The sequence below is a fragment of the Viridibacillus soli genome (assembly GCF_016612995.1).
Lineage (GTDB): Bacteria > Bacillota > Bacilli > Bacillales_A > Planococcaceae > Viridibacillus > Viridibacillus soli.
Genome location: NZ_JAEOAH010000048.1, coordinates 21788 through 42425, shown reverse-complemented (window position 1 = coordinate 42425; position 20638 = coordinate 21788). Strand labels below are relative to the sequence as shown.

The following is a 20638-nucleotide window of genomic DNA, read 5'->3' as shown; positions in this document are numbered from 1 at the left end:
CCCGAAAAATGTGGTGGGGTAGATTTCTGTGTACCCTCGATTTTTTACGCTGCTGCTCGGATATGTATTTTTAGATATTTTCATATTACTTTTCTCCATTTCTCTAAAATCATTATTCAATCAACAAGTAGTATTACAAAAGGGGTGATGATTAAATGGAAATTAGTATTTATGATGTTGCTTTAATTCCTGTTGTTTCTGGTAGCAAATCGGATTGGCATTAGTTTCGAAAATATAGAAGATGCATTCAAAGAATTGAATGACGTTGAAATGAAGTATGTAGAGTGTAGGTATTTCAAAAAATGGACAGGAATTTGAATACAATAGTCCTAGAAAATGAAACATTACAACGAAAGACAAAGTGCAAGTAGTGTTCGAACTAAGGACCGAATTTAAAGTGAAAGAGATAATCATATTAGCGCTATAGCTCACAGTATATACTAATATTGGGTATAGGTATTCGAACGTACGTTTGATTTTGAGTCGCGTTTACATTCAAAAACTTGAAAATATGATGCACTTAAACAAGAACTTGAGCAATATCTTCATTACTACAATCATAAACGAACTAACGTAAAACACAAAAGGCCTTAGCCCGGAATAAAGCCAATAGAGCTGTATAAATAATTTGTCTAAACTTTGGATTCATTTCAAAAGGATTGTTGCTTTTTCAAGATATTAACGAATCCAAGTGTTTGAATAGTACGTTCCGAAATCTGTTTTTACTTTCACACGCACTGGTAAACCTTTCTTCGCAATATTACCAAATGTCACATTAGATTTGGCATTTGAGGTGCTACTAGATTTTAGTACACCGCTTTTTGACATTACATCTTCAGCCCATGCTTCGTTTTTGTTCGCACGTTGAAGAGTTGCTGTGTAGTTATTTACATAACCAGCGTTTGGATCGTCCTGTGTTAGTGTTAAATTAACGTCCGTCGTGTCGTCACTGGTACATACTTCTAAACGCATAGCATACTGGGGAGTAGGGAGAGTATGCACTGTACAAGAATAGTTTGCCATAAATAATTCCTCCTAATTTGTTTTATTATCTTACAAGTTAAGATTAACAATAAAACGAAAAAGGAAAGTATATAATAAGTAATAAAAAAGTAGATAGAAAGTCTAAGAAAACACTATTAAAATAACGGGTATTCGGAGTTGAATTTTTTTAGAGTTTCTTTTAATGTATATTGAATATCTGCTTCTTTTTTAAAAAAATCCAAGAATATATTTATAGTTATTTCTATTTCACCTAATTCAAATTTATATAAAACAATTCCTTAGTTCAATAATATCAATAAAAAAAACGCTTATCCTCTTTCTTTATCTAGGGTGAAATATTTATAATCAAACTATTAAAAGGTATTACATTTTAATGATGTAGTACCTTTTTTATTGTAGTTATATATATTGGTATAGGGGGATATATATGAGATACGTTCAGATATCTTCTAAAACATATAGGGATAATACAGGAAGGAGCATAGATTTTCCTACTCTTCTAGTTGAGCATAATGGAGAGACGATGCTTTTTGAACAATTACATAGATATCAAATAAAGAATCATAGTAAAAGCAGAAGTTGGCATAAGAAGTTAGTACAAGCTGTTGGACTATTGCTTGATTATATGGAAGCTAATCAGAATTATTATTCTTCCCCAAAAGAATTCTTTGATACATTTACGGAGTCTGTTTATTCAGGAACAATAAATGAAGAAGGGTTAGACCCATCGAGACTTTATTGGTTACCAAAAAGAGTTGAAACAGCGAATATGCTTTTATCTGCCTTAAATGGGTTTTCAGATTGGTTATATGAAGAATATGGAGCTGTTCAATTAAATCCTTGGAGAAAAGCCACAAGATATGAAGAACGACTTAACTGGATGGCACAGATAAACAAAAGTCAAAACTCATTTCTAGGGCATCTAAATAATGTTCATAAAATCGCTGAAACTGCAAAATTAGCTCGTAATACTGTTAGAAGAAGAAGTCCATACTCACCAAAAGGAGATACAAAAGCCTTCCCCGAATATAAAGCAAATAACCTCCTATGGGAAGGGTTTAAAAATACAAGAAAGAACTATGAATTAGACCTTGTTGACCGTTATAACTGGCGTGATATTGCCATTACTATACTGATGCACGGCGGTGGACTTAGACATAGTGAAGTATTTCATCTATGGGTACAGGACGTCTTCCCTGATCCTGAAGACTCTAATCTTGCTGTGGTACGAATCTATCATCCAAGCGAAGGAAGACCCCCACAGGATTTCAAGAATCCTACTACTGGTAAATATATTACAGACAGAGAAAGCTATCTTCTGTTAAAATATGGTTTACTCCCACGCAATATGTATTCTGGACAGGACAAACGATTTGCAGGGTGGAAAGAGCCAAGGCTTGATAATGATGAAGATAAATATATGCATATTTACTGGTTTTCAAAGGAATGGGGATACATCTTTATGTATGTATGGAAAATGTATATGGCAAAAAGGTTAAGAGATGGCATTAAGGATACTCACCCATTTGCCTTTGTCTCACATTCTCCTAAAACACTAGGAGAAATGATGCCACTTAGGACTCAGAGGGAGTCTCACGAAAAAGCAGTTGAAAAGATTGATTTGACAGTCGGAAAAAAAGATGGAACTACTCCACACGGACATAGACACGCATATGGTCAAAGACTTAAAAATGCCAAAATACCTGAACGCATCATACAAATTGCTATGCACCATAAATCTATAAATTCTCAGAAAGTATACACAGAGCCAACAGTTGCAGATGTTACAGCTTCACTAAATAATGCCACTGCTTCTTTGGATAATGGTTGTGTACTTCCAATGCATACTGAAATTGATGAATGGATGAATGAAGAAACTAAACAGCAGAACAGATACAGATATAGGAGGGAATAAATGGGGAGAATAAGTTATGAGAATGATTTTAAGTATAAAATGATTGAAGAACTTTGCGAAGGCAAATCATCAATGGATATTGAGCGAGAATATGGTGTTCAACATTCTACTGTTATGAGATGGCTCCGAAATTTCATTAAAAACGAAGCTTTTAAACAGAAATTTATTACCAATATAATAGTTCTACTAATGATTAAGAATAATTTATGTATAGGAGGAAATATGATGGAAATAAATCCAGATGAACTGTTCTCAAAGTTTTATGAGAACGCTTCTACAAGGAAAAAGAAAACATTAGAACTCATACATAACGCCTGTAAAAAACAGGCAGAGTCTGACATAAAAGATTTTTCCATTGGTACTATAGCCAGACTGATAGCAGATGATGGCGGACCAAGTGAACAGGCTCTTAGAAACAAAAATGCCGAGGATTACAGAGTTTTGATAAGACAGTGGGCTGAATACTATAAAACTACCACTAAAAAGCCTAAAAAAGAAAAGAAAACAACCATAAACGATGATATCTTAGCAAGTATCTCCGAACCAACAACAAAAGCATTGGTGGGTATGCTTATGGCAGAAAATAAAAAGCTCAAAAGAGAAAACTCTCTGCTTAAAGAACAAACAACCTTTACGATTGATATGCGTCCTATAAACAATCTTAGCAAAAATAAGGATGTTGTTATAGTCGAGCCTTCTTATAAACTGACAGATACCGAAATAGATGCTCTTAGAAATACCATATCAAACGAATTTATGAACCATCAGGGATGGACTACCGATAATTATGGCAGAGTTAAAGAAAACGGGATTCAGATATATAAGGCTGGATATGTAACGGCTATACAAAAAATTCTTAATGAAATATAAATTTAGCTTTAAAATAAGTTTGAACAAAAACACCTCGTAAATCCTTACACTAAGGTTAATAAGAAGCATCCATTTTGAAAAAAGATTAATCAAAATAGATGCTCTTTAGCATTTTTTAGTTTATTTATTATAAAAAAGTTCATTTTCTACAGCGTTACTTCATAAACGCGCCCGATTGTTGAAGATAATAAGCACATGTCTTCTTTAACTAACTTATCATTAGTTGAAGAAGATTCATTCTATCCCCTTAAATCCCCAATAGTTTTTTGGGGAAAATAATTATTTAATCCATATAATTAAATGTATGATTGGACTTTGTGATAATTCAATGTCATGCGCCTTTCCTGTCTCGAGCTTTTCTCGATATAAGTAAATATTTTTATTACTAATAGGACTAGTAACACGTGTATTTTGGGTCAATTCCAATTAAGTAATTAAACCTAAAGTTCTATTTTATATTTTTTTTAGCTGCGTAATCACCATAAAAGTAAGCATCACGCAAATCATGATATTTAGGAGTAGCAATTACGGTATATTTACCATTTTCATCAACTTCAAACAAAGCTACATTATTATATTCCGATCCCGCATTTGAATCATCTACTAACATATCTATGTTGTATATACCTTTTGTTAATACTCCACTCTTTTGAAAGTCCTCAATTAGATCCTTTGCCTTTGGAATAGGATGTTTATTTTTATTTATATCAAATTCAAATAGAAAATTCACCACACCCACATACCTGCTATTATAATTTTCACGTCGGGGGTCACTTGGTATTAATGTAGGTAAAAGATCAATAGTATCAATCTTTTGAGTCTTTTTAAAATTATCAAGTAGCTCTTGAGAATCATTTATATTAAACTCCATGTTATCGTAAGGAAATATACGAATAGGACCATTTTCTTCTGGGACAGTTTTATTAGGATATTTTACTAACCCATAATTTTTTATGATCTGTCTCATTACTTGAACTACTTCTGGATGTTGCTCAATATATGCACCCTTGAATTGTTCGAAATAGATATCACTACTTTCCTCTTTTAAAATTTTCAAAGTATCTCTTTTAATCATTAGGGACGGATAAGCACGATACGGCTTTTTCATTTCTATATAAGTTTGATGGTCAATACCTTCAAACCAATTATTAGTTGTCTTAATAATAGAAAACTCATCTTGTATTCCATAGTTTGTTTTTAAATATTCTTGTATTGGTTGATTCAGATCATCTTTAGAGAAACATCCACTAAGAATTAGGATTGATGTACTTGCTAAGATGACTTGAATCAATCTTTTAATACTCTTCATTCCCCAAACCCCATTCCCTTAATTTTAATAATATTATAACATTTTCCATTCAACTAAACTGCCACGTTGGCATAAGTACACTTCTTCACAATCTTAACGAAACAATTAATAAAGTCACTCCATAATCTGGCCCGATTGTGGAATAAGAAAATTATCAAACTTTATTAAAACACCACAATAAAAAATACATCCATTATCTCAATAAAGATTTAATGGATGTATTTTTATATACAAATAAAAGTTTGATTATAAAGTTTGATTATATATAATCAAACTAAAATCCTCTAAACATAAGGTCTAGTTTTATTTTATTATACTATTTACCCTATATTAAACTTCTGGATAAGCGCTCATTATTCAATAAGTTTAAAGGTTGCTCAGTTAAAATTGATAAAAAAATTATTTGGGAACTAGTTATTTGGGAAATTAAAAGGTCGATTCCAATTTATCAACCTTTTTTCCGTCTAATTGGTGTGTGACCCCAAAAGTTTCACCCTTTCCGTCGTAATTTATTACAACGTCGATATCATGAAGTAATTCGGTGAAATATTTGTAAGACTTGTTTAATTGGTCGTAAGTTTCCGCTGTTCCAATCCCTTTCTTGTCCTGTACCGAAATTACATAAACACAATGGTTTATCATGGCTGCAAGCAAATGCAAATTTTCGAAATCCTTTTGAAAATCTTCACCTTGAATCTTAAAATATCTGTCGTTCTCAAAAGTTAAGCTAGTTATCTTCGGAAGATATTCTTTCACGTCATCAGTCTTCGCAACATCTTCGGCGTGAAAGGTAATCCAAGCGTTCAATGTAGGTTTGATTCCGTAATTATTAAAGCCTTCAGGTGTTGAAACATCCTTCCACATCTTCGAATTGTTAACTTCTGGTTGTTCATCCTTCGTTTCATCCTTCGTTTCTTCCTTTGGTTGTGAGGTGCTTTCCGTCATACATCCCATTAACAATCCGATTATCAAGAATCCTGTAAATGCTAATTTCATTAGTTTCAAAATTCCGCCCTCCTGTGAATTTGGATTCTATGAAAACTTATCATAATCATAAAAAAATACTGCAAAAGTTAATTGTATTTGCATATATATTACATTATATAAATATTTAGGGATATTAACAAACTGAACAGATTGTATACTGAATCAACAAAAAATGATTTTTGTAAGTTTGATACAGATAAATTGCCCAAATTAATTCAAGTTGAAGGTCATATTTTAAATGTATCTGAGTTGATACAAAAACTTCTAGTAATGCTCAAGTACGTTTAACAGATCCTTTTGATCAGGGAAATAGAGGTGTAACATTGGGAAATGTTTGGCATCCTTATAGTGAAGTATATAGTGCAAATAAAGCACATTTCCGCCAAGCAATCCTTTGGTAATTACCAGTCTGCCCGCCTAGATTCGTCTAAGGCGGGTTAATCTATATAAGGAGTATTAAATCATATGTATAATAAAAAACGATTTTTTTACTCATAGTATCGATATTATTGTTTTGTTCTGCTTGTACAACAAACACTGATTTAAATAAGGGAGAAATTCAAGAACAACCTGAATCAGCCATTAAAAAAGTTGAAAAAAAGACTGTAAATGTATCTCCGTTAAAGGAAATAAATATTAAAGATGATTTTACTAGTGTTGAAAATTGGGAAGAAAATGAGGTTCAGAAAGAAAAATATACAATTAGTGGGGAAAAATGTGCAGGGAAAAACAACTTGATTGCTCCAGCTTATGTAGATGAGGATAAAATTATATTCTTATTAGATGAGGAAAAATCTGATAAAATACTTGAATTTTCGCGAAGTGAAGGAAGCTGTAAAGTAATCTAGTTCTGATGGAATATCTTATATTGTCGGAGATGAAGGTACTTACAACTCAGTTGTCCCTAAATCTCTAGTAATTGATTTTGTACATATATACCAAGCGATTAACTTAATCACGTTAGGGTACGACCGAGTTGTGCAGGACACGATTAAGTTGTAAAAGGACAAGGGGGTGCAATTAAGGTCTAAGTTTAAAATATTTCATTGTTCACAAAAGGGTAATTTAATGAACAATAGTGGACTAGTAAAATGAAATCTACCTTAATAATTAATTGTATAGAAATAATAAAGTCGTTTAATTTTAATCTCAAAAAGCAAGTGCCTTCTGAGGGATGTTCAGCGTTTCGGTAATCGAATAAGCAAACGAGGCTACATTAAATGATGTTCCTGTCCTTGATTATAGGAAGAATAAGGGTAATTCAATTTTAATTATCGTATAATGGTTAATAGATAGAGAACAGGGAAAGAGGGAACAGATGCCTACTATACTGGTTGCTGACGACGATGCGAACATTCGCGAACTCGTCTGTTTATTTCTACGCAACGACGGATTCGAAACAGCCGAAGCTGTGGACGGCAAGGAAGCACTGACCGTCTATGCCTCGAAGCAAGTCGATCTTGTCGTCCTCGATATTATGATGCCGATTATGGATGGTTGGACGTTATGCAAGGAGCTCCGAAGAGCCAATCCTGATCTTCCGTTACTTATGCTGACTGCGAGAGGCGAAACATGGGAGAAAGTGAAAGGGTTCGAACTGGGGACGGACGATTATTTGACGAAACCATTCGATCCGTTGGAGTTGACGGCTCGTGTTAGGGCATTACTGAAACGATACCGGTTTGGCTCCACGCAGACGATCCAGTTCGGCAACGTCATTCTTGATCGGCAGACATATAAGGTGATGAGAGGGACGGAGTCGCTCACGTTGCCGCTCAAGGAGTTCGAATTACTTTATAAGCTCGCCGGAACACCCGGACAAGTCTATACGCGTGTGCAATTGATCGATCAAATTTGGGGTATTGATTATGCTGGGGATGATCGAACGATAGATGTACATATTAAACGCCTGCGCGAACGGTTCTCAACTACACCTGATTTCCGTATCGAAACGGTGCGCGGGCTTGGGTACCGGCTTGAGGTTTATGAATGATCAGATCCTTATATATACGTGTTGTCTTGACTTTTCTAGTCTCTGTCATCGCGGGCACAATCATTGCTTTTTTTGTGTCAACTTGGACATTCGAAGAAAAATTTAATGAAAACGCTCAAATTAACTTACGTAACTTTGGCCAAGACATCGTCCAGATCTACAAGACCATTCCGTTACGTGAAGCGGACTTGTTCGTAAGTGGAATGAAGCAGCTCGATTCCTATTATATTCGAATTTATGAAACAACAGGCCAGTTCCAGTCTTACGGAAAGCTTAATGGACACAAACCTGCCACTGTGACGATGGAGCAATTAAAGAAAGTATTAGCTGGAGGCGTTGTTCAAGACACTTCGAACGGTATTGCTACGGTCCTTTTGGGGTTGCCGTTGAAAACCGAAATGGGAACGAAAGCGATATTTTTGGAGACCCTCGCCCCCCCTTCTGCCTCTTTTGTCGTCAAGTGGGGATTAATCTTTGCAACTTATTCGTTGACTGCAGGAAGCTTATTGATTCTGGTTGCCTCTATATTCCTAGTAAGACCGATCAAAAAGCTGACAAAAGCGACCAAGCGTATAGCAGCTGGAGATTTCAATGTCAAGCTGAATATTAAGCAAATGAGTGAGCTGGGTACTTTGGCTCGAAGCTTCGAAGAAATGATGCACGATCTGCAGGAACTTGAGCAGATGCGTAGGGAATTCGTATCGAACGTGTCTCACGAAGTTCAGTCTCCGCTCACCTCGATATCCGGTTATGCTCTAGCGATCAAGCAAGTAGACCTCGCAGATCATGAACGAAACCGTTATCTTGATATTATCATCGCTGAAGCGAAGCGTATGTCCAAGATGAGCGATAGCCTGCTAAAGCTGAGTTTGCTTGAATCGCAGTCACAGCAACTTCGTTTGGTCACACTCAGCCTTGATGAACAGATTAGACGGGTCATCGTGGCTCTCCAGCCGCAATGGTCTGCCCGCAACATCCGTTTCGAGCTCAATTTGAAGGCCGTTCGCCTGACGGCTGATCATGATCTGTTAAACCAGGTATGGACGAACATCATCCGCAATAGCATCAAATTTTCCATGGATGGCGGTGTTATTACCGTCAGTATTAAACAAGATATCAAAAACGTGACAGTCCGGATATCCGACACGGGTATTGGTATTCCCCTCGAGGACCAAAAGCGTATATTCGAGCGGTTTTTTAAGGCTGATCGCTCCCACAGTCGTAAGTATGGCGGTAGCGGTATGGGACTTGCCATCGTCAAACAGATCGTATCGCTTCATCAAGGTGACATCCGAGTGGAAAGTGAACCTGGTCAAGGAACGAACTTCATTGTCACCTTACCAATCACTACGCTAACAGATTAGTTAGATTCATTCTCTATGCTACGGCATCATGTGCAAGCTTCCTTGCATGTGACGCTGTAGCATTTTTTTGCTTGTTCATATTCCGTTCATATTGTCGTCATGAGGAGTACATCTTTGTTGGTTAAGATTGCATTAGCGGCACATGAAGGTAGTTGAATAAACAGATCAGGAAAGGAGAAGATGAGCGTGACACAACAAGAGGAAATGAAAACGAGGAATGGAACGAGAACAAATAAAGTACGAAATATTTTGCTTAAAATAATAGGAGCAATAATTATAGCAATCGTGCTTTTTCTAGCCATTGTTTATTTATTTAATATCATCAGTAATAATTCGGAGCAAAAAAGAATAGAGCCCTACGGTCAGCACGTATCTGTAGACGGGAAAAATATGAATGTGTTAATTCAAGGAAAAGGCGAGGAAACGATCGTGCTACTGCCTGGTTTTGGAACAGCTACACCAGCGCTTGATTTTAAGCTGCTTATCGATGAGTTATCTCCATTCTACAAAGTTGTCGCGGTTGAGCCTTTCGGTTATGGATTAAGTGATGGAACTGAAAAAGAGCGAACCACGGAGAATATCGTAGGTGAAGTTCATGAAGCTCTACAGCAGCTTAATATTAACCGATACATGCTTATGGGCCACTCCATTGCAGGCATTTACGGAATTGATTATGTGAGCAAATATCCAAAAGAGGTGACTGCATTTGTCGGAATCGACAGCAGTGTTCCAACACAACCGGGTATGGATGTCAAATTACCAATCAAAAAGTTAGAATTTCTCAAAAAATCAGGTCTCTTAAGAATGATGATGAAACTAGGTGCTGACCCCTATGCTTCATTAGCATTTGATGATAAAACCGTAGAGCAAATGAAAATGATTTCGTATAAAAACATGAATAATGACACTACCTTGAATGAGATGGGCCATATTTCTTCTAATTTTAAAGAGGCTCACGACTTAACATTCCCTAAAGACCTTCCACTTCTTCTCTTTGTACAAGCGAATAATGAAGGGGTAACAGGATGGATACCTTTGCATGAAGGGCAGATTAAAGACTCGGTACATGGAAAGGTAATAACCATGGATGGATCACATTATTTACACCATACCAAATTCAAAGAAATCGCTGAAAACTTTAGAGAATTTATGAAAGAAGTTAAGTAAGTGTACTGAGAAAGGTACCTCCACGATTTTATGCATATGTATAAGTGATATAAAGACCGTCCTTTGGGACGGTCTTTATCATTGTGTATTTGTAAATATGTGATGTAATCACACGCTTTCCTCGTCTTCTCCATGCTGTGACACCGTAGCATTTTTTGCTTGTTCATACTCCGTTCATATTGGCGTCACGAGGAGTACATCTTAATCGGTTAAGCTTACTTTAACACCAAAGTTAAGATAGCCCAATAACAGATAAGGACAGGAGAAGATGCGAATGGTACAAGGAGAGAAAATGAAAATGAGAGCGGGCAAGAGAATAACCAAAAAACGAACTTCAATCGCCGCTGTAACCCTGGTGTTAACGATGTTAGCTCCACTGTCTGCAATGGCTGCACCTGCTACTAGTAACAGCAGTAATCTTACGTATGATACAACCAAGAAAACAGTGATCGAAAAAGCCAAATTACTCACCGAAACGTACGGTACGACAAGTCTGCAATATGCGCTCATCGATGATGGAGAGATTGTGGTCTCCGGTCAAGCAGGCAAAAACGATATAAAGGACAAGGTTCCTCTTACTTCAAATACGATCTATGGCATAGGTTCAACGAGCAAGATGGTGCTTACAGCCGCAGTGATGAAGCTTCTTGACGAAGGGAAGCTCGATTTGGATATGCCTGTTGTGAACTATATATCTGACTTTAAAATGAAAGACAACCGCTACAAACAGATTACACCGCGTATGTTGCTGAATCATTCCTCTGGACTTCGAGGCATGTCAAACCACAATGCAACATTGTATGGGGATAATGATACTTATTCACATGATACTTTTATAGAGCAATTGGCGACACAGAACCTAAAGGCAGATCCAGGAGCATACTCCGTATATTGTAACGATGGTTTTACGTTAGCTGAGATTTTGGTTGAGAGAGTTAGCGGCATGGGCTTTACCGCATTTATACACAAATATTTCACAGAGCCTTTGGACATGAATCATACCAAAACACCACAGGATCTGATGGATTCAACGAAAATGGCAGGGATCTATTCCCCTCTGTATGAGGGACAACTACCACAAGAAAATTATAACATTATTGCCACTGGAGGCATTTACTCCACTGCTGAAGATCTCGCCAAATTCTCGCAAATCTTCACGGAACAGGTCGATGGTATTCTTTCCAGTAAATCTGTAGAAGCCATGGCACAAGAAGAATATAAAAGAGGCATATGGTCAGAGGATAGCGATACGTCCATTTCTTACGGGTTAGGGTGGGATAGTGTGAACTTGTTCCCATTCAACGAATACGGCATCAAGGCGGTTACGAAAGGTGGAGATACCATGTCGTATCATTCATCATTAGTGGTGCTCCCGGAATACAACCTGGCTGCAGCTGTTACCTCTTCAGGTGGTTCAAGCTCAACCGATCAATTCATTGCGAGTGAACTATTACTCAGCGCACTTGAGGAAAAGGCTATTATTAAAGAACGGAAGCCGGAAAAATCGTTTGGTGTGCCTGTAAAGGCAGATATACCGAAGGAAATATCCCAGTATGCAGGTATTTATGGTGGTAATAATTCGGTATTGAAAGTAGAAATGAATAATGTTGGACAAATGTCTGTATCCACGCTCACAGCTCCAAATAGCCCTGCTGAACAATACACATATACGGCTGATGGTTCTTTTGTAAACGATGAAGGTACAGAAAAGTTGAAATTCGTTGTGGAGAAGAATGGTAGCGCCTACTTGTGGTCCCGATCATATATATCCGTGCCAGGACTTGGACAGTTAGCCTTCTCAGAATATAACGCAGAGAAGCTTGAAATCAATGAATTATCCCGGGATATTGCCGCCATATGGGAAAAGCGTGAAGGTAAAAAATATTACTTGGTGAATGAGAAATATACATCAACGGCCTACATTAACGCTACACCAGTCATACCTATTCATACCTTTAAAGAGGCTCCAGGGTATGTGTTGAATAACAAGATTATGGGAGCAAACAAAGTAGTGAACCAACTGCAAATCCCTGGCATGGCTGGTCGCGATTCGTTGGAATTCAATTTCTCTAAGAAGAACGGAGTAGAGTTTCTTACAGCAGTAGGTAAAGTATATGCTAGTGAGGAACTTGTAAAACCACTCTATTCGGGTAAACAATCTGCGACAACCATTCAAGCAGATGGTTATGCCAAATGGTTTTCAGTACCAACGACTGCCAAAGGAAAGGTCATGAAGGTTAAGATGCCTTCGAAGGGCTCATTTGCTGTATATGATCAAGCAGGTGTTTGCATTAACTACACCGTAGTCAGCGGTAAGAATGAGGTCTTATTACCGGAGAACGGTAGAGTAGTATTTGCAGGAGAAGTTGGTTCCAAATTTGAGATTTCATTGAAAAAGTAAATACGGGCTTGTCTACGAGGTTGTCCTATAAGGTATTACTAACCTTATAGGACAGCACTTTTGTTCCGCCATAGGGAGGGGATTCAATGTGTATGAGTGTCGTGAGCTCGAAGCGCATGCCCTATGATATTTATTTCGTATATCTCCCACTGCCATCATACTTCTTATTCCCTTTTTCTTTTATGTAGGCTTTGTTAAATTACATTGTTGACGCTTGTCTATTTTAGAATTTTTGTTCTGAAAATGGATATAAGAATATATGTTCAGGAGGAGATTCGTATGAAGATAGTTAAGATTATCAATGAAATTAATAAATTATCATTTACGGATAAAGAACGTCTGTTGACACATTTTAAATACGTATTAATGCCCCTTCACGACACTCGCCCTGTTTTTCAAGAAGTAAGTGAAAAGAAGGCAAAGAAGGGTCTTTGTTATATTCGTTGGGTTGCTTGGTCGTGGTCGTATTACAAAAAAACAATTAGATAATGCGATTGGAGATAAATTAAACCCTTCAATAGTATTATGCACAGGCGCTTGGCGAGCCTTTAAAACGTATTCAAAAGATAAAGGATTTATACACTATCGTTTTAAAACAGGTGTAGAACGAACAAAGGGCATCTTTCATATACAAAACGTGAACAATTTTTATCAACGATTAAAACAGTGGATACTACGATTTAAAGGTATTGCAACAAAATATTTGCAGCATTATTTGAGTTGGATTTATACCTTGGATACACTTACTTTTGATATAGATGAACGTAGTATTCGCACTTTTGCGGTAGAAAGTTGCCTACACCCAATTAAAGAAACCAACGCAACGACACTACTAAGAAAAATCATAGTATAAAAGGGTTTTTTGGAATATTTGTAGAAACATAATCTATAATGAATGAAATTGCCTTAGTTAAGAAAAAGGGCAGTAGAAATGAGGGATTACAATGAGTCTAAAAGAAACACCTGAAGAAAAAAGAGAACGATTAAGACAAAGTGAATTAAAAAATAATCCCACTGGTTCTCTACACGATGCATTAAATAGAGGAAGTGGTGGGAATTTAACTGATTTAACAGGTGGTATGGGGTGGAAAGGTACAGGGCTATTAATTTTAGTATTATTTTTCGGTTACATTCTATACAACCTTATATTTTAATTTTGGGAGCGATTATTAATTATTCGCCACTCGAAAAATAAGCGTATTTGAGACTAAAATCTCGAATACGCTTATTAATTTGAAAAAAACAACAATCAAGTTAAACAGAGCCTATATGTAAAATCTACCCTTGCATCCGAAAATGGAACCGATTACAAATAAGCAGTAGGAACTTTTCTTGATTATGGTACGATGAATTGTAAATCATGGAATACCCCAATATTGCTTGTTTATTATTTCCTAGATAATTGATGCGAATTAGGAGTTGTAAACTGTTGCCTTTTGTAATATAAGATTATAATTCTATTGAGTTAATAATTCCATAATATACTAGATCTTCATATCGATTTTCTTTCCTCACTTGGTCAATTAATATCCCTTCTTTTTTCATGCCTAATTTTTGTATAACTCTTCCTGAAGCTGGATTTGAATTAAAGTAACGGGCAAATATTTTATGGTATTGCTTTTCATCAAACGCAAATTGTAATATAGCTTGCGCTGCCTCTGTAGCATATCCATTTCCCCAAAATTCTTCACCAATCCAATAGGCTATTTCCCCATTATTAAATTTTTGGTTGTTAGATAGAGCTATGGCTCCATATAATTCTCCATTTTCCTTATCTGTTATAGCAAATTCATATGATTTATTCGCATTAAAATTATCAAGATGATGTTCAATCCACGATAAAGCGTCCTCTAAAGAGTATGGATAAGGTAGGTACAATGTATTTTTATAAAGATTATAATTATTACAAAGTTTAGTAACAGCTACTGCATCAGATTTTTGAAACAGTCTTAGTTCTAGCCTTTTAGTGGTAATCGTTTTATTTTGATTATCATATATCATAAGAAATCCTCCCTACATCTTATAAGATAGTACTAATATCGAGTAAGTTAATTGCACAAATATTACTTCCCCAATTTAACGATGGTAAAAACGAATGATACGTCTTGAATGATTAACCAATGTCTATAATCTGAATCAACACCTAGCCAGGACCTTCTTTAATCCATTTCTCAAATTTAGATGTTCTTGTTCTTTTGAACATAAAAATCCCCCTTTAGGTAATCTTATCCAAAGGGGGATTTCTTCGCAACTTTTTTGCAAACATCGCGACTTAGTAGAAAACTAGGAAATTTACGGAGCTATTATTAGGATTATCCTCAATGGGTAGCTCTTCAACCAACAGTTGTCATGGATTTTGCTAAAGTCTACCATACGCTTATCAAGGAAGTCTATTTAGCTACCATCCGTATTACCGATTGTTTTATATGAATCGGTGTGTAACAGAGGCCTTGCAAAATGTCTGGAAACAGGTCCAGAAAGATCTTTCTCCCAATGCACGCCAATTACTAAAGCAGAATCATAGGCTACTAGGTGAAAAACGAGCTATCTAATTGTTTTCGAACTTAACTTACTGAAGATATGAATGACCTGATTGAATGGGGATTCAAGCAGACGGCTTAGTGACATAACAATGTAGGTTACACCTAATCCGATGATTGCACCAGCCAACACATCTAGAGGATAATGCACGCCGATAAAAATTCTTGAAAGGGCCATTAAACAGGCCATAATTATAAGTATACTTCCGACTTTTCTTCGTTTCCAGAAAAGGGCGAACGCCAAGGCAAATGAGCCTGCAGCATGATTACTTGGAAATGAAGGATCTAAGTTTGATTTTTCAAATAACAATGTTACGGCATGGTTGACGTATGGACGCGGTCGAAAATACGCCATTTCAATAATCTTATCTATACCAATTGTAAGAATAACAATCGTTAACGCATATAATACGATCTTCCGATTTTCATGCTGATTTTTGGATTTTGAAAACCATAGCCATATAAAGACCATTCCAAACAGAATGGGGCCATATTTCGAAAACAAAAGAACAAGTTGATCTAAAATTGAGTATTGTCCTGCAAACTGGTTAATTAGTTTGAAAAGTTGATAGTCTATATTCATGTTGTTGTCTCCTAAGATGAAATTTCGTCTGATTTAGTAATTTTTTCATTGTCCTCTGATGATAAAAACTCTTCTAATGCACGTTTGTTCTTTTCAAGATCAATATCCAATACTGCACCGACGTTTACATTCTTGTTTTCAAATGAACTTGCAATAGGAATTCGTAAAGTATCCATACCTTTAGATTTCCCAACTAATAAACCTTTTCCAATTGTAAGGATTGTTTTATTGTCAACGTTGGTATCAATGTATGGATCTGCAACACCAAGTATTTTTGGTAAATTCACTAAGCTTTGAATACTGATAGCTTGTTCTTTAACCTTAGACAAAACTTCTTGCTGGCGTTCCACTCGCCCAAAATCACTTAAACGATCGTGGCGGAATCGCACATATCCTAATAACTGGTCACCATGTAAAATTTGTTCTCCAGGAAGTAATGTCATGCCAATCCCATACGACATTTTATAAGGAATATCAACCTCAATCCCATCGGGCGCTAAAAGATCAATAATTTTAGGAAATCCTTCAAAATCAACGACAGCGTAGTAATTAACATCAATATCAAAATTTTTCTTAATTGTTTTCCTTACAAGTTCAGGGCCTCCAAAAGCAAAAGCAGCATTTATTTTCTGCTTTCCGTAATCTGGAATATCAACATACGTATCTCTCATAATAGAAATAGTTTTTACATTATTCGTCGTTTGATTATAGTGTGCGATCATTAAAGCATCAGATCTAGCACCTTTTTCGCCTCTAGAGTCACTCCCTATTAATAGCACATTAATCTCACCAAATTGCAGATCCGCACCTTCGAATGGCTCAAACGTCGTTTCGTCATCTTTATAGAGACCATCGTCTGCCATAGACAATCCGCTATTGTACTGATAAACCCAATAGATGATCCCTGCTACGATCACTAATGCGAATGCTAAGAACGAATTTCTTAGCCATTTACGGCTCGTTTTGCTTATTTTCATAAATAAATCCACCTATCATTTAATTGTAAGTTATTTTTTTACTAATGCATTTGTAGTAAGTTGTACAGCTATTGCATCGTCTAAATAGCCAATAGGAAATAAATAATCCGGAATAACATCGACGGGAATAATAAAATATAATAATGTACTTCCAATTAAGGTTAGTTCAAATAGTGTACCCTTCCCTAATGTGAACTTCTCATATAACTCTTTCAATTTGCTTATAAATGGGCCTATGCTTCCTACATTCTGAATTTTTTCATCAAAACCCTTAAGAATCGTATTTTTACCCTCTTCTGTTTGCGCATATAGTCCATAGTTTTCTAATTTCTGTTCAACATCTGCCATCGAAAATTGATTATCATAAACATTAGAAGACTTTAGAAAAGCTTGTATTGCGTCAACAGACGTATGAATATCTGAATGAGACTTTTCTTGGCTCTGTTCAATAGGGTATCCTGCAGCTTCAAAAAGATTGATTAAAGGAACTCCAAGGCAGTCCGCAAATTTTTCTAAATGTTGTGGGGTTGCTTTTCGTTTATCGTTTATTATCCGTGAGATCGTAGCTTTATCAATTCCCGTGAGTTCACTAAACTTCCGCATGGACAATGAACGTTCTTTCAATAATTCTCTCAGCAATAAACCAAGAGTAGTACTGTTTCTCTTCTCAGCCATTTTCGATTCTCCTTTCTGAAGTTACTAATGTGACTTAATACAGTTGTCTAATGTGAAATTATATATTCTCAAGAAGTGTATAATTATGTTGACAATTTGTCAACGTTTTCTGTTAAAAGAATGCTGTAAAAGCAAGTAATAAAATAATTACACCACTAATAATCGTTCCAAATTGCCCAACGGTAAATGAACCAATTCGCACATCTGCTACTTTACTTCCTAACTTGACCCCTGCCCAAACAGTAATAAAACTCCCAATTGCAGCAGTTATCGAAATTGCAATCGGTGAAAGACCGAGTAAACCAGCGCCTAGCCCATTCGTAAGTGCATTCGCCGATAATGCAACGCCGAGAAGTACAGATTCTCCCCAACCAATCTCACCAGACTTATTGAGATCAGCTACCTCGGGATTTCTTAAAATACCTTGAACACTATTGGACTGCACTTCATTCTTACTATCCACTTTTGAAGTCTCTTTTTTTAGTGGTTTAGCCAAAAGAATAATCCGAATACCAATAACAAATAATAATAACGCCCCAAAGATTACAGGAAGCATACCTGGAAGAATGGTCGAGAGCCAAACTCCAAATGTAATTCCTCCCATACTCATAAGAAAACAAATGAACGCGATTAATAAATTTTTGTCAAATCTAACGGTTACCTTTCGAATTCCATAAGAAAGTCCTACACCTAAATTATCAATACTTGATGAAAAAGCAAAAGCCAAAATGATTAACCAAGCCACTGCACAACACCCCTTATTTTTTTATATCCTATTATTCGTGTTGACAAATGGTGCTTGTCTATTCGAACAATGTTGACAAAAAAACAACGGTATTTTGATAGCACAATAAAATGTGCTAAAATAATACACCTAAAAATTAGGGGAAATAAGGCGATGTATCCCTTTATACGTGAGTTGTTATTCGGTTATACACCAACTAATCTAAAACCAGATTTTTCATGGGGAGTTAGAGATCTGAACTATCAATTATTTTTATAGAACGAAAAATGAATACTAATTGAATTAAAACCTATGAGTGACAGGTACTAAAATACAACAATCGGATAAATCTGCAGCGAATTGTGCAAATTATACAACAATCAAAGAACTATATTTCAAGATAATAAATTAAAGGCTTAACAGCGCAATCTAGGCTATACTAGTAGATGAGAGGAATCCAGTTCAATTCCTTTCTATTGAAGGAGCTGACTTAAATTGTTAAAACAACAGATGGAACAATATATTGCAGAGCGTGTGCAAGATAACAAAATTGGATTGTTTGATATTGAAAAAGAATATGCAGAAAAGCATCAATTACTTCAAGAGGTAATTGCTACAGAGAAAGCTTTCCATGCCCAAGTATTTGAACGTTGTAACAAAGAAACGGAAGATTTGATAAGTACGGAAACTGCGGCCTTTTTGAACGAGCCGATTTCGTATTTGAAGAAGCAGAACAATGAATTCGTTTATGTAGAGTCGAATATTTTTGAGCTCGTCCGCATCGATGCAATTGCGCTAGAATTCGATGATGTATTTGAAACGTATACGGCTTTATTTGGTTTGAAGTTACAAAAGAAATTCGGCGATGCCATTAAAACCTATTTAGATACACATTTACACGGAGACAACGCGAAACACAGTGTCATGTTTTCTGCTGAAGATGGTTTATGGGACGTGAATTTTGCGCTAGGCTATGTGGAAGGGTTTAATGAAACGCAGTCGTTTGAAGAAATCTACAACATGATTTATCGCTTCGTCTTCAAGTTGGTTGAAGCGATTGAGGAAGCGCAGTAAAGGATGGGAATTGATTGAGTAACACAGAATTTATTTACACATATATGTGGCATACAGATGAGTATGATTTGTGTCGCATGGAGATGCGGTCGTTTTTTGGATTCGACGTCCCTTCAAATGTGTTGAAAAGTACGATAGAGATTGATCCAAGCCGAAGTCCATTTATGAAAGAACGACTTGATGTGATATATGAAGGTGAAAGTTTTGAACAACTTTCAGACTTAGTTGAACAACTTGATTTAGATGAATCTACATTTAAAGTCGTTTGTTTGAATACGATTGAGCTGGATGCTACGAAAAAGATTGGGCATCCAGAGCGACGGAAAATCGAGCGTGAGATTGGTTTACGAATTCAAGGCGAGCCAGATTTGGATCATCCCAAAACGATATATGGTGTTCTTACGATAGACGGCAAATGGTATTTCGGAAAGTTGGTAGTAAGCGAAGCAATCTGGCTTCAACATCAGCATAAGCCACATATGTATTCGACAGCATTAAGTACACGTGTCGCAAGAGCAGTTGCAAATATTGCCGCTCCGCATCCTAAAGGGGTACGGGTAATCGATCCTTGTTGTGGCATTGGGACAGTGTTGGTAGAGGCCTTATCAATGGGCATTGATATCGAAGGTCGAGATATTAACCCGCGTGTTGTTTTAGGTTCGAGAAAGAATATCGCCCATTTCGGACTCGTTGGCGATGTAGCTACCGGGCCGATTGCTGAAGTTGTTGACAACTATGACGTTGCAATCATTGATATGCCCTATAATTTATTCACACATATTACGGCTGATGAACAGCTTGAAATCGTCAAAGAAGCACGCCGTTTCACAAAAAAAATTGTCATTGTAACGATTGACACGATCGATCATATGATTGAAGAAGCTGGTTTTGAAATAATAGATCGCTGTATCGCGAAAAAAGGTACATTTTCTAGACAAGTAGTTGTTTGTAAATAGGAAAAGAGCAAGGCGACTGAATTTCTAGACAATAAAAAATCCCCTTATACGTAGTGGAACACTCCGTTCCGCATGTATAAGGGGATTTCTATTTCTAG

The 20638-nt window shown here is 36.3% G+C and carries 20 protein-coding genes and 1 pseudogene; 13 read left to right on the top strand and 8 right to left on the bottom strand.

The features are described from left to right. Positions 1 to 186, top strand: a 186-nt coding sequence (locus JFL43_RS22845; RefSeq protein WP_234447920.1) for a hypothetical protein, incomplete at its 5' end; no start/stop codon positions are given. A gap of 492 nt (positions 187 to 678) precedes the next feature. Here the strand turns inward: JFL43_RS22845 and JFL43_RS20190 are convergent. Further along, positions 679 to 1023 carry a hypothetical protein gene (locus JFL43_RS20190; RefSeq protein WP_200750410.1) on the bottom strand — a complete coding sequence of 115 codons (345 nt, stop codon included), beginning with the start codon at positions 1021 to 1023 and terminating at the stop codon, positions 679 to 681. A 409-nt stretch (positions 1024 to 1432) separates the two neighbouring features. Here JFL43_RS20190 and gmtY point away from each other — a divergent pair, with 409 nt between their 5' ends. Together gmtY and gmtX are read left to right on the top strand one after the other, a co-directional pair. Continuing rightward, entirely contained in the window at positions 1433 to 2920 is a 1488-nt protein-coding gene (gene gmtY / locus JFL43_RS20185; protein ID WP_200750409.1) for a gamma-mobile-trio recombinase GmtY, read from the top strand. Further along, positions 2921 to 3790: a gamma-mobile-trio protein GmtX gene (gene gmtX / locus JFL43_RS20180; protein ID WP_234447919.1), complete on the top strand. Its 870-nt coding sequence runs from the start codon at positions 2921 to 2923 to the stop codon at positions 3788 to 3790. Between the two features lie 448 nt (positions 3791 to 4238). On the opposite strand, the gene JFL43_RS20175 is transcribed toward gmtX, so the two are convergent. Together JFL43_RS20175 and JFL43_RS20170 are read right to left on the bottom strand one after the other, a co-directional pair. Then, positions 4239 to 5099, bottom strand: coding sequence for a hypothetical protein (locus tag JFL43_RS20175; RefSeq protein ID WP_200750408.1), 861 nt, complete (start codon positions 5097 to 5099; stop codon positions 4239 to 4241). 426 nt (positions 5100 to 5525) lie between these two features. After that, on the bottom strand, positions 5526 to 6095 hold the full coding sequence (locus tag JFL43_RS20170) for a hypothetical protein (protein WP_234447925.1): 570 nt from the start codon (positions 6093 to 6095) through the stop codon (positions 5526 to 5528). A 500-nt stretch (positions 6096 to 6595) separates the two neighbouring features. Here JFL43_RS20170 and JFL43_RS20165 point away from each other — a divergent pair, with 500 nt between their 5' ends. The 8 genes and pseudogenes from JFL43_RS20165 to JFL43_RS20130 all read left to right on the top strand — a co-directional run bounded on the left by JFL43_RS20165 (position 6596) and on the right by JFL43_RS20130 (position 14165). Then, complete coding sequence (locus JFL43_RS20165) at positions 6596 to 6934, top strand: hypothetical protein (RefSeq protein ID WP_200750406.1); 339 nt, start codon at positions 6596 to 6598, stop codon at positions 6932 to 6934. A gap of 470 nt (positions 6935 to 7404) precedes the next feature. Then, positions 7405 to 8079 (top strand): response regulator transcription factor, encoded by a 675-nt coding sequence (locus JFL43_RS20160; protein WP_200750405.1) that lies wholly within the window; start codon positions 7405 to 7407, stop codon positions 8077 to 8079. Continuing rightward, on the top strand, positions 8076 to 9443 hold the full coding sequence (locus JFL43_RS20155; RefSeq protein ID WP_200750404.1) for a sensor histidine kinase: 1368 nt from the start codon (positions 8076 to 8078) through the stop codon (positions 9441 to 9443). Before JFL43_RS20160 ends, JFL43_RS20155 begins: the two co-directional genes overlap by 4 nt. Positions 9444 to 9629: 186 nt before the next feature. Next, on the top strand, positions 9630 to 10610 hold the full coding sequence (locus JFL43_RS20150; protein ID WP_200750403.1) for an alpha/beta fold hydrolase: 981 nt from the start codon (positions 9630 to 9632) through the stop codon (positions 10608 to 10610). Positions 10611 to 10884: 274 nt separating this feature from the next. Next, the gene (locus JFL43_RS20145; RefSeq protein ID WP_200750402.1) at positions 10885 to 13011 is read left to right on the top strand and encodes a serine hydrolase domain-containing protein; all 2127 of its coding nucleotides are present in this window, start codon (positions 10885 to 10887) and stop codon (positions 13009 to 13011) included. 279 nt (positions 13012 to 13290) lie between these two features. Further along, complete coding sequence (locus JFL43_RS20140; protein WP_200750401.1) at positions 13291 to 13500, top strand: hypothetical protein; 210 nt, start codon at positions 13291 to 13293, stop codon at positions 13498 to 13500. Beyond that, positions 13451 to 13864, top strand: a pseudogene (locus tag JFL43_RS22840) (IS1595 family transposase); the annotation flags it as partial. The gene JFL43_RS20140 and the pseudogene JFL43_RS22840, both read left to right, overlap by 50 nt. Before the next feature lie 91 nt (positions 13865 to 13955). Beyond that, positions 13956 to 14165, top strand: coding sequence for a DUF6366 family protein (locus tag JFL43_RS20130; RefSeq protein WP_200750399.1), 210 nt, complete (start codon positions 13956 to 13958; stop codon positions 14163 to 14165). 295 nt (positions 14166 to 14460) lie between these two features. Here the strand turns inward: JFL43_RS20130 and JFL43_RS20125 are convergent, their stop codons facing one another. The 5 genes from JFL43_RS20125 to ytaF all read right to left on the bottom strand — a co-directional run bounded on the left by JFL43_RS20125 (position 14461) and on the right by ytaF (position 18531). After that, a complete protein-coding gene (locus JFL43_RS20125) occupies positions 14461 to 15012 on the bottom strand; it encodes a GNAT family N-acetyltransferase (protein ID WP_200750398.1) in 552 nt (183 codons plus the stop codon). A gap of 543 nt (positions 15013 to 15555) precedes the next feature. Then, positions 15556 to 16134, bottom strand: a complete 579-nt coding sequence (locus tag JFL43_RS20120) for a phosphatase PAP2 family protein (protein ID WP_200750397.1) — start codon at positions 16132 to 16134, stop codon at positions 15556 to 15558. 11 nt (positions 16135 to 16145) lie between these two features. Next, the gene (locus JFL43_RS20115) at positions 16146 to 17111 is read right to left on the bottom strand and encodes an LCP family protein (RefSeq protein ID WP_200750396.1); all 966 of its coding nucleotides are present in this window, start codon (positions 17109 to 17111) and stop codon (positions 16146 to 16148) included. 30 nt (positions 17112 to 17141) lie between these two features. After that, positions 17142 to 17786, bottom strand: a complete 645-nt coding sequence (locus JFL43_RS20110) for a helix-turn-helix domain-containing protein (RefSeq protein ID WP_200750395.1) — start codon at positions 17784 to 17786, stop codon at positions 17142 to 17144. Positions 17787 to 17898: 112 nt separating this feature from the next. Continuing rightward, a complete protein-coding gene (gene ytaF, locus JFL43_RS20105; protein ID WP_200750394.1) occupies positions 17899 to 18531 on the bottom strand; it encodes a sporulation membrane protein YtaF in 633 nt (210 codons plus the stop codon). A 474-nt stretch (positions 18532 to 19005) separates the two neighbouring features. Between ytaF and JFL43_RS20100 the strand changes: the two genes are divergently transcribed. Together JFL43_RS20100 and JFL43_RS20095 are read left to right on the top strand one after the other, a co-directional pair. Continuing rightward, entirely contained in the window at positions 19006 to 19584 is a 579-nt protein-coding gene (locus tag JFL43_RS20100; protein WP_200750393.1) for a branched-chain amino acid aminotransferase, read from the top strand. A gap of 44 nt (positions 19585 to 19628) precedes the next feature. Then, a complete protein-coding gene (locus tag JFL43_RS20095) occupies positions 19629 to 20540 on the top strand; it encodes a TRM11 family SAM-dependent methyltransferase (protein ID WP_234447923.1) in 912 nt (303 codons plus the stop codon). The last annotated feature ends 98 nt before the right edge of the window (positions 20541 to 20638 follow it).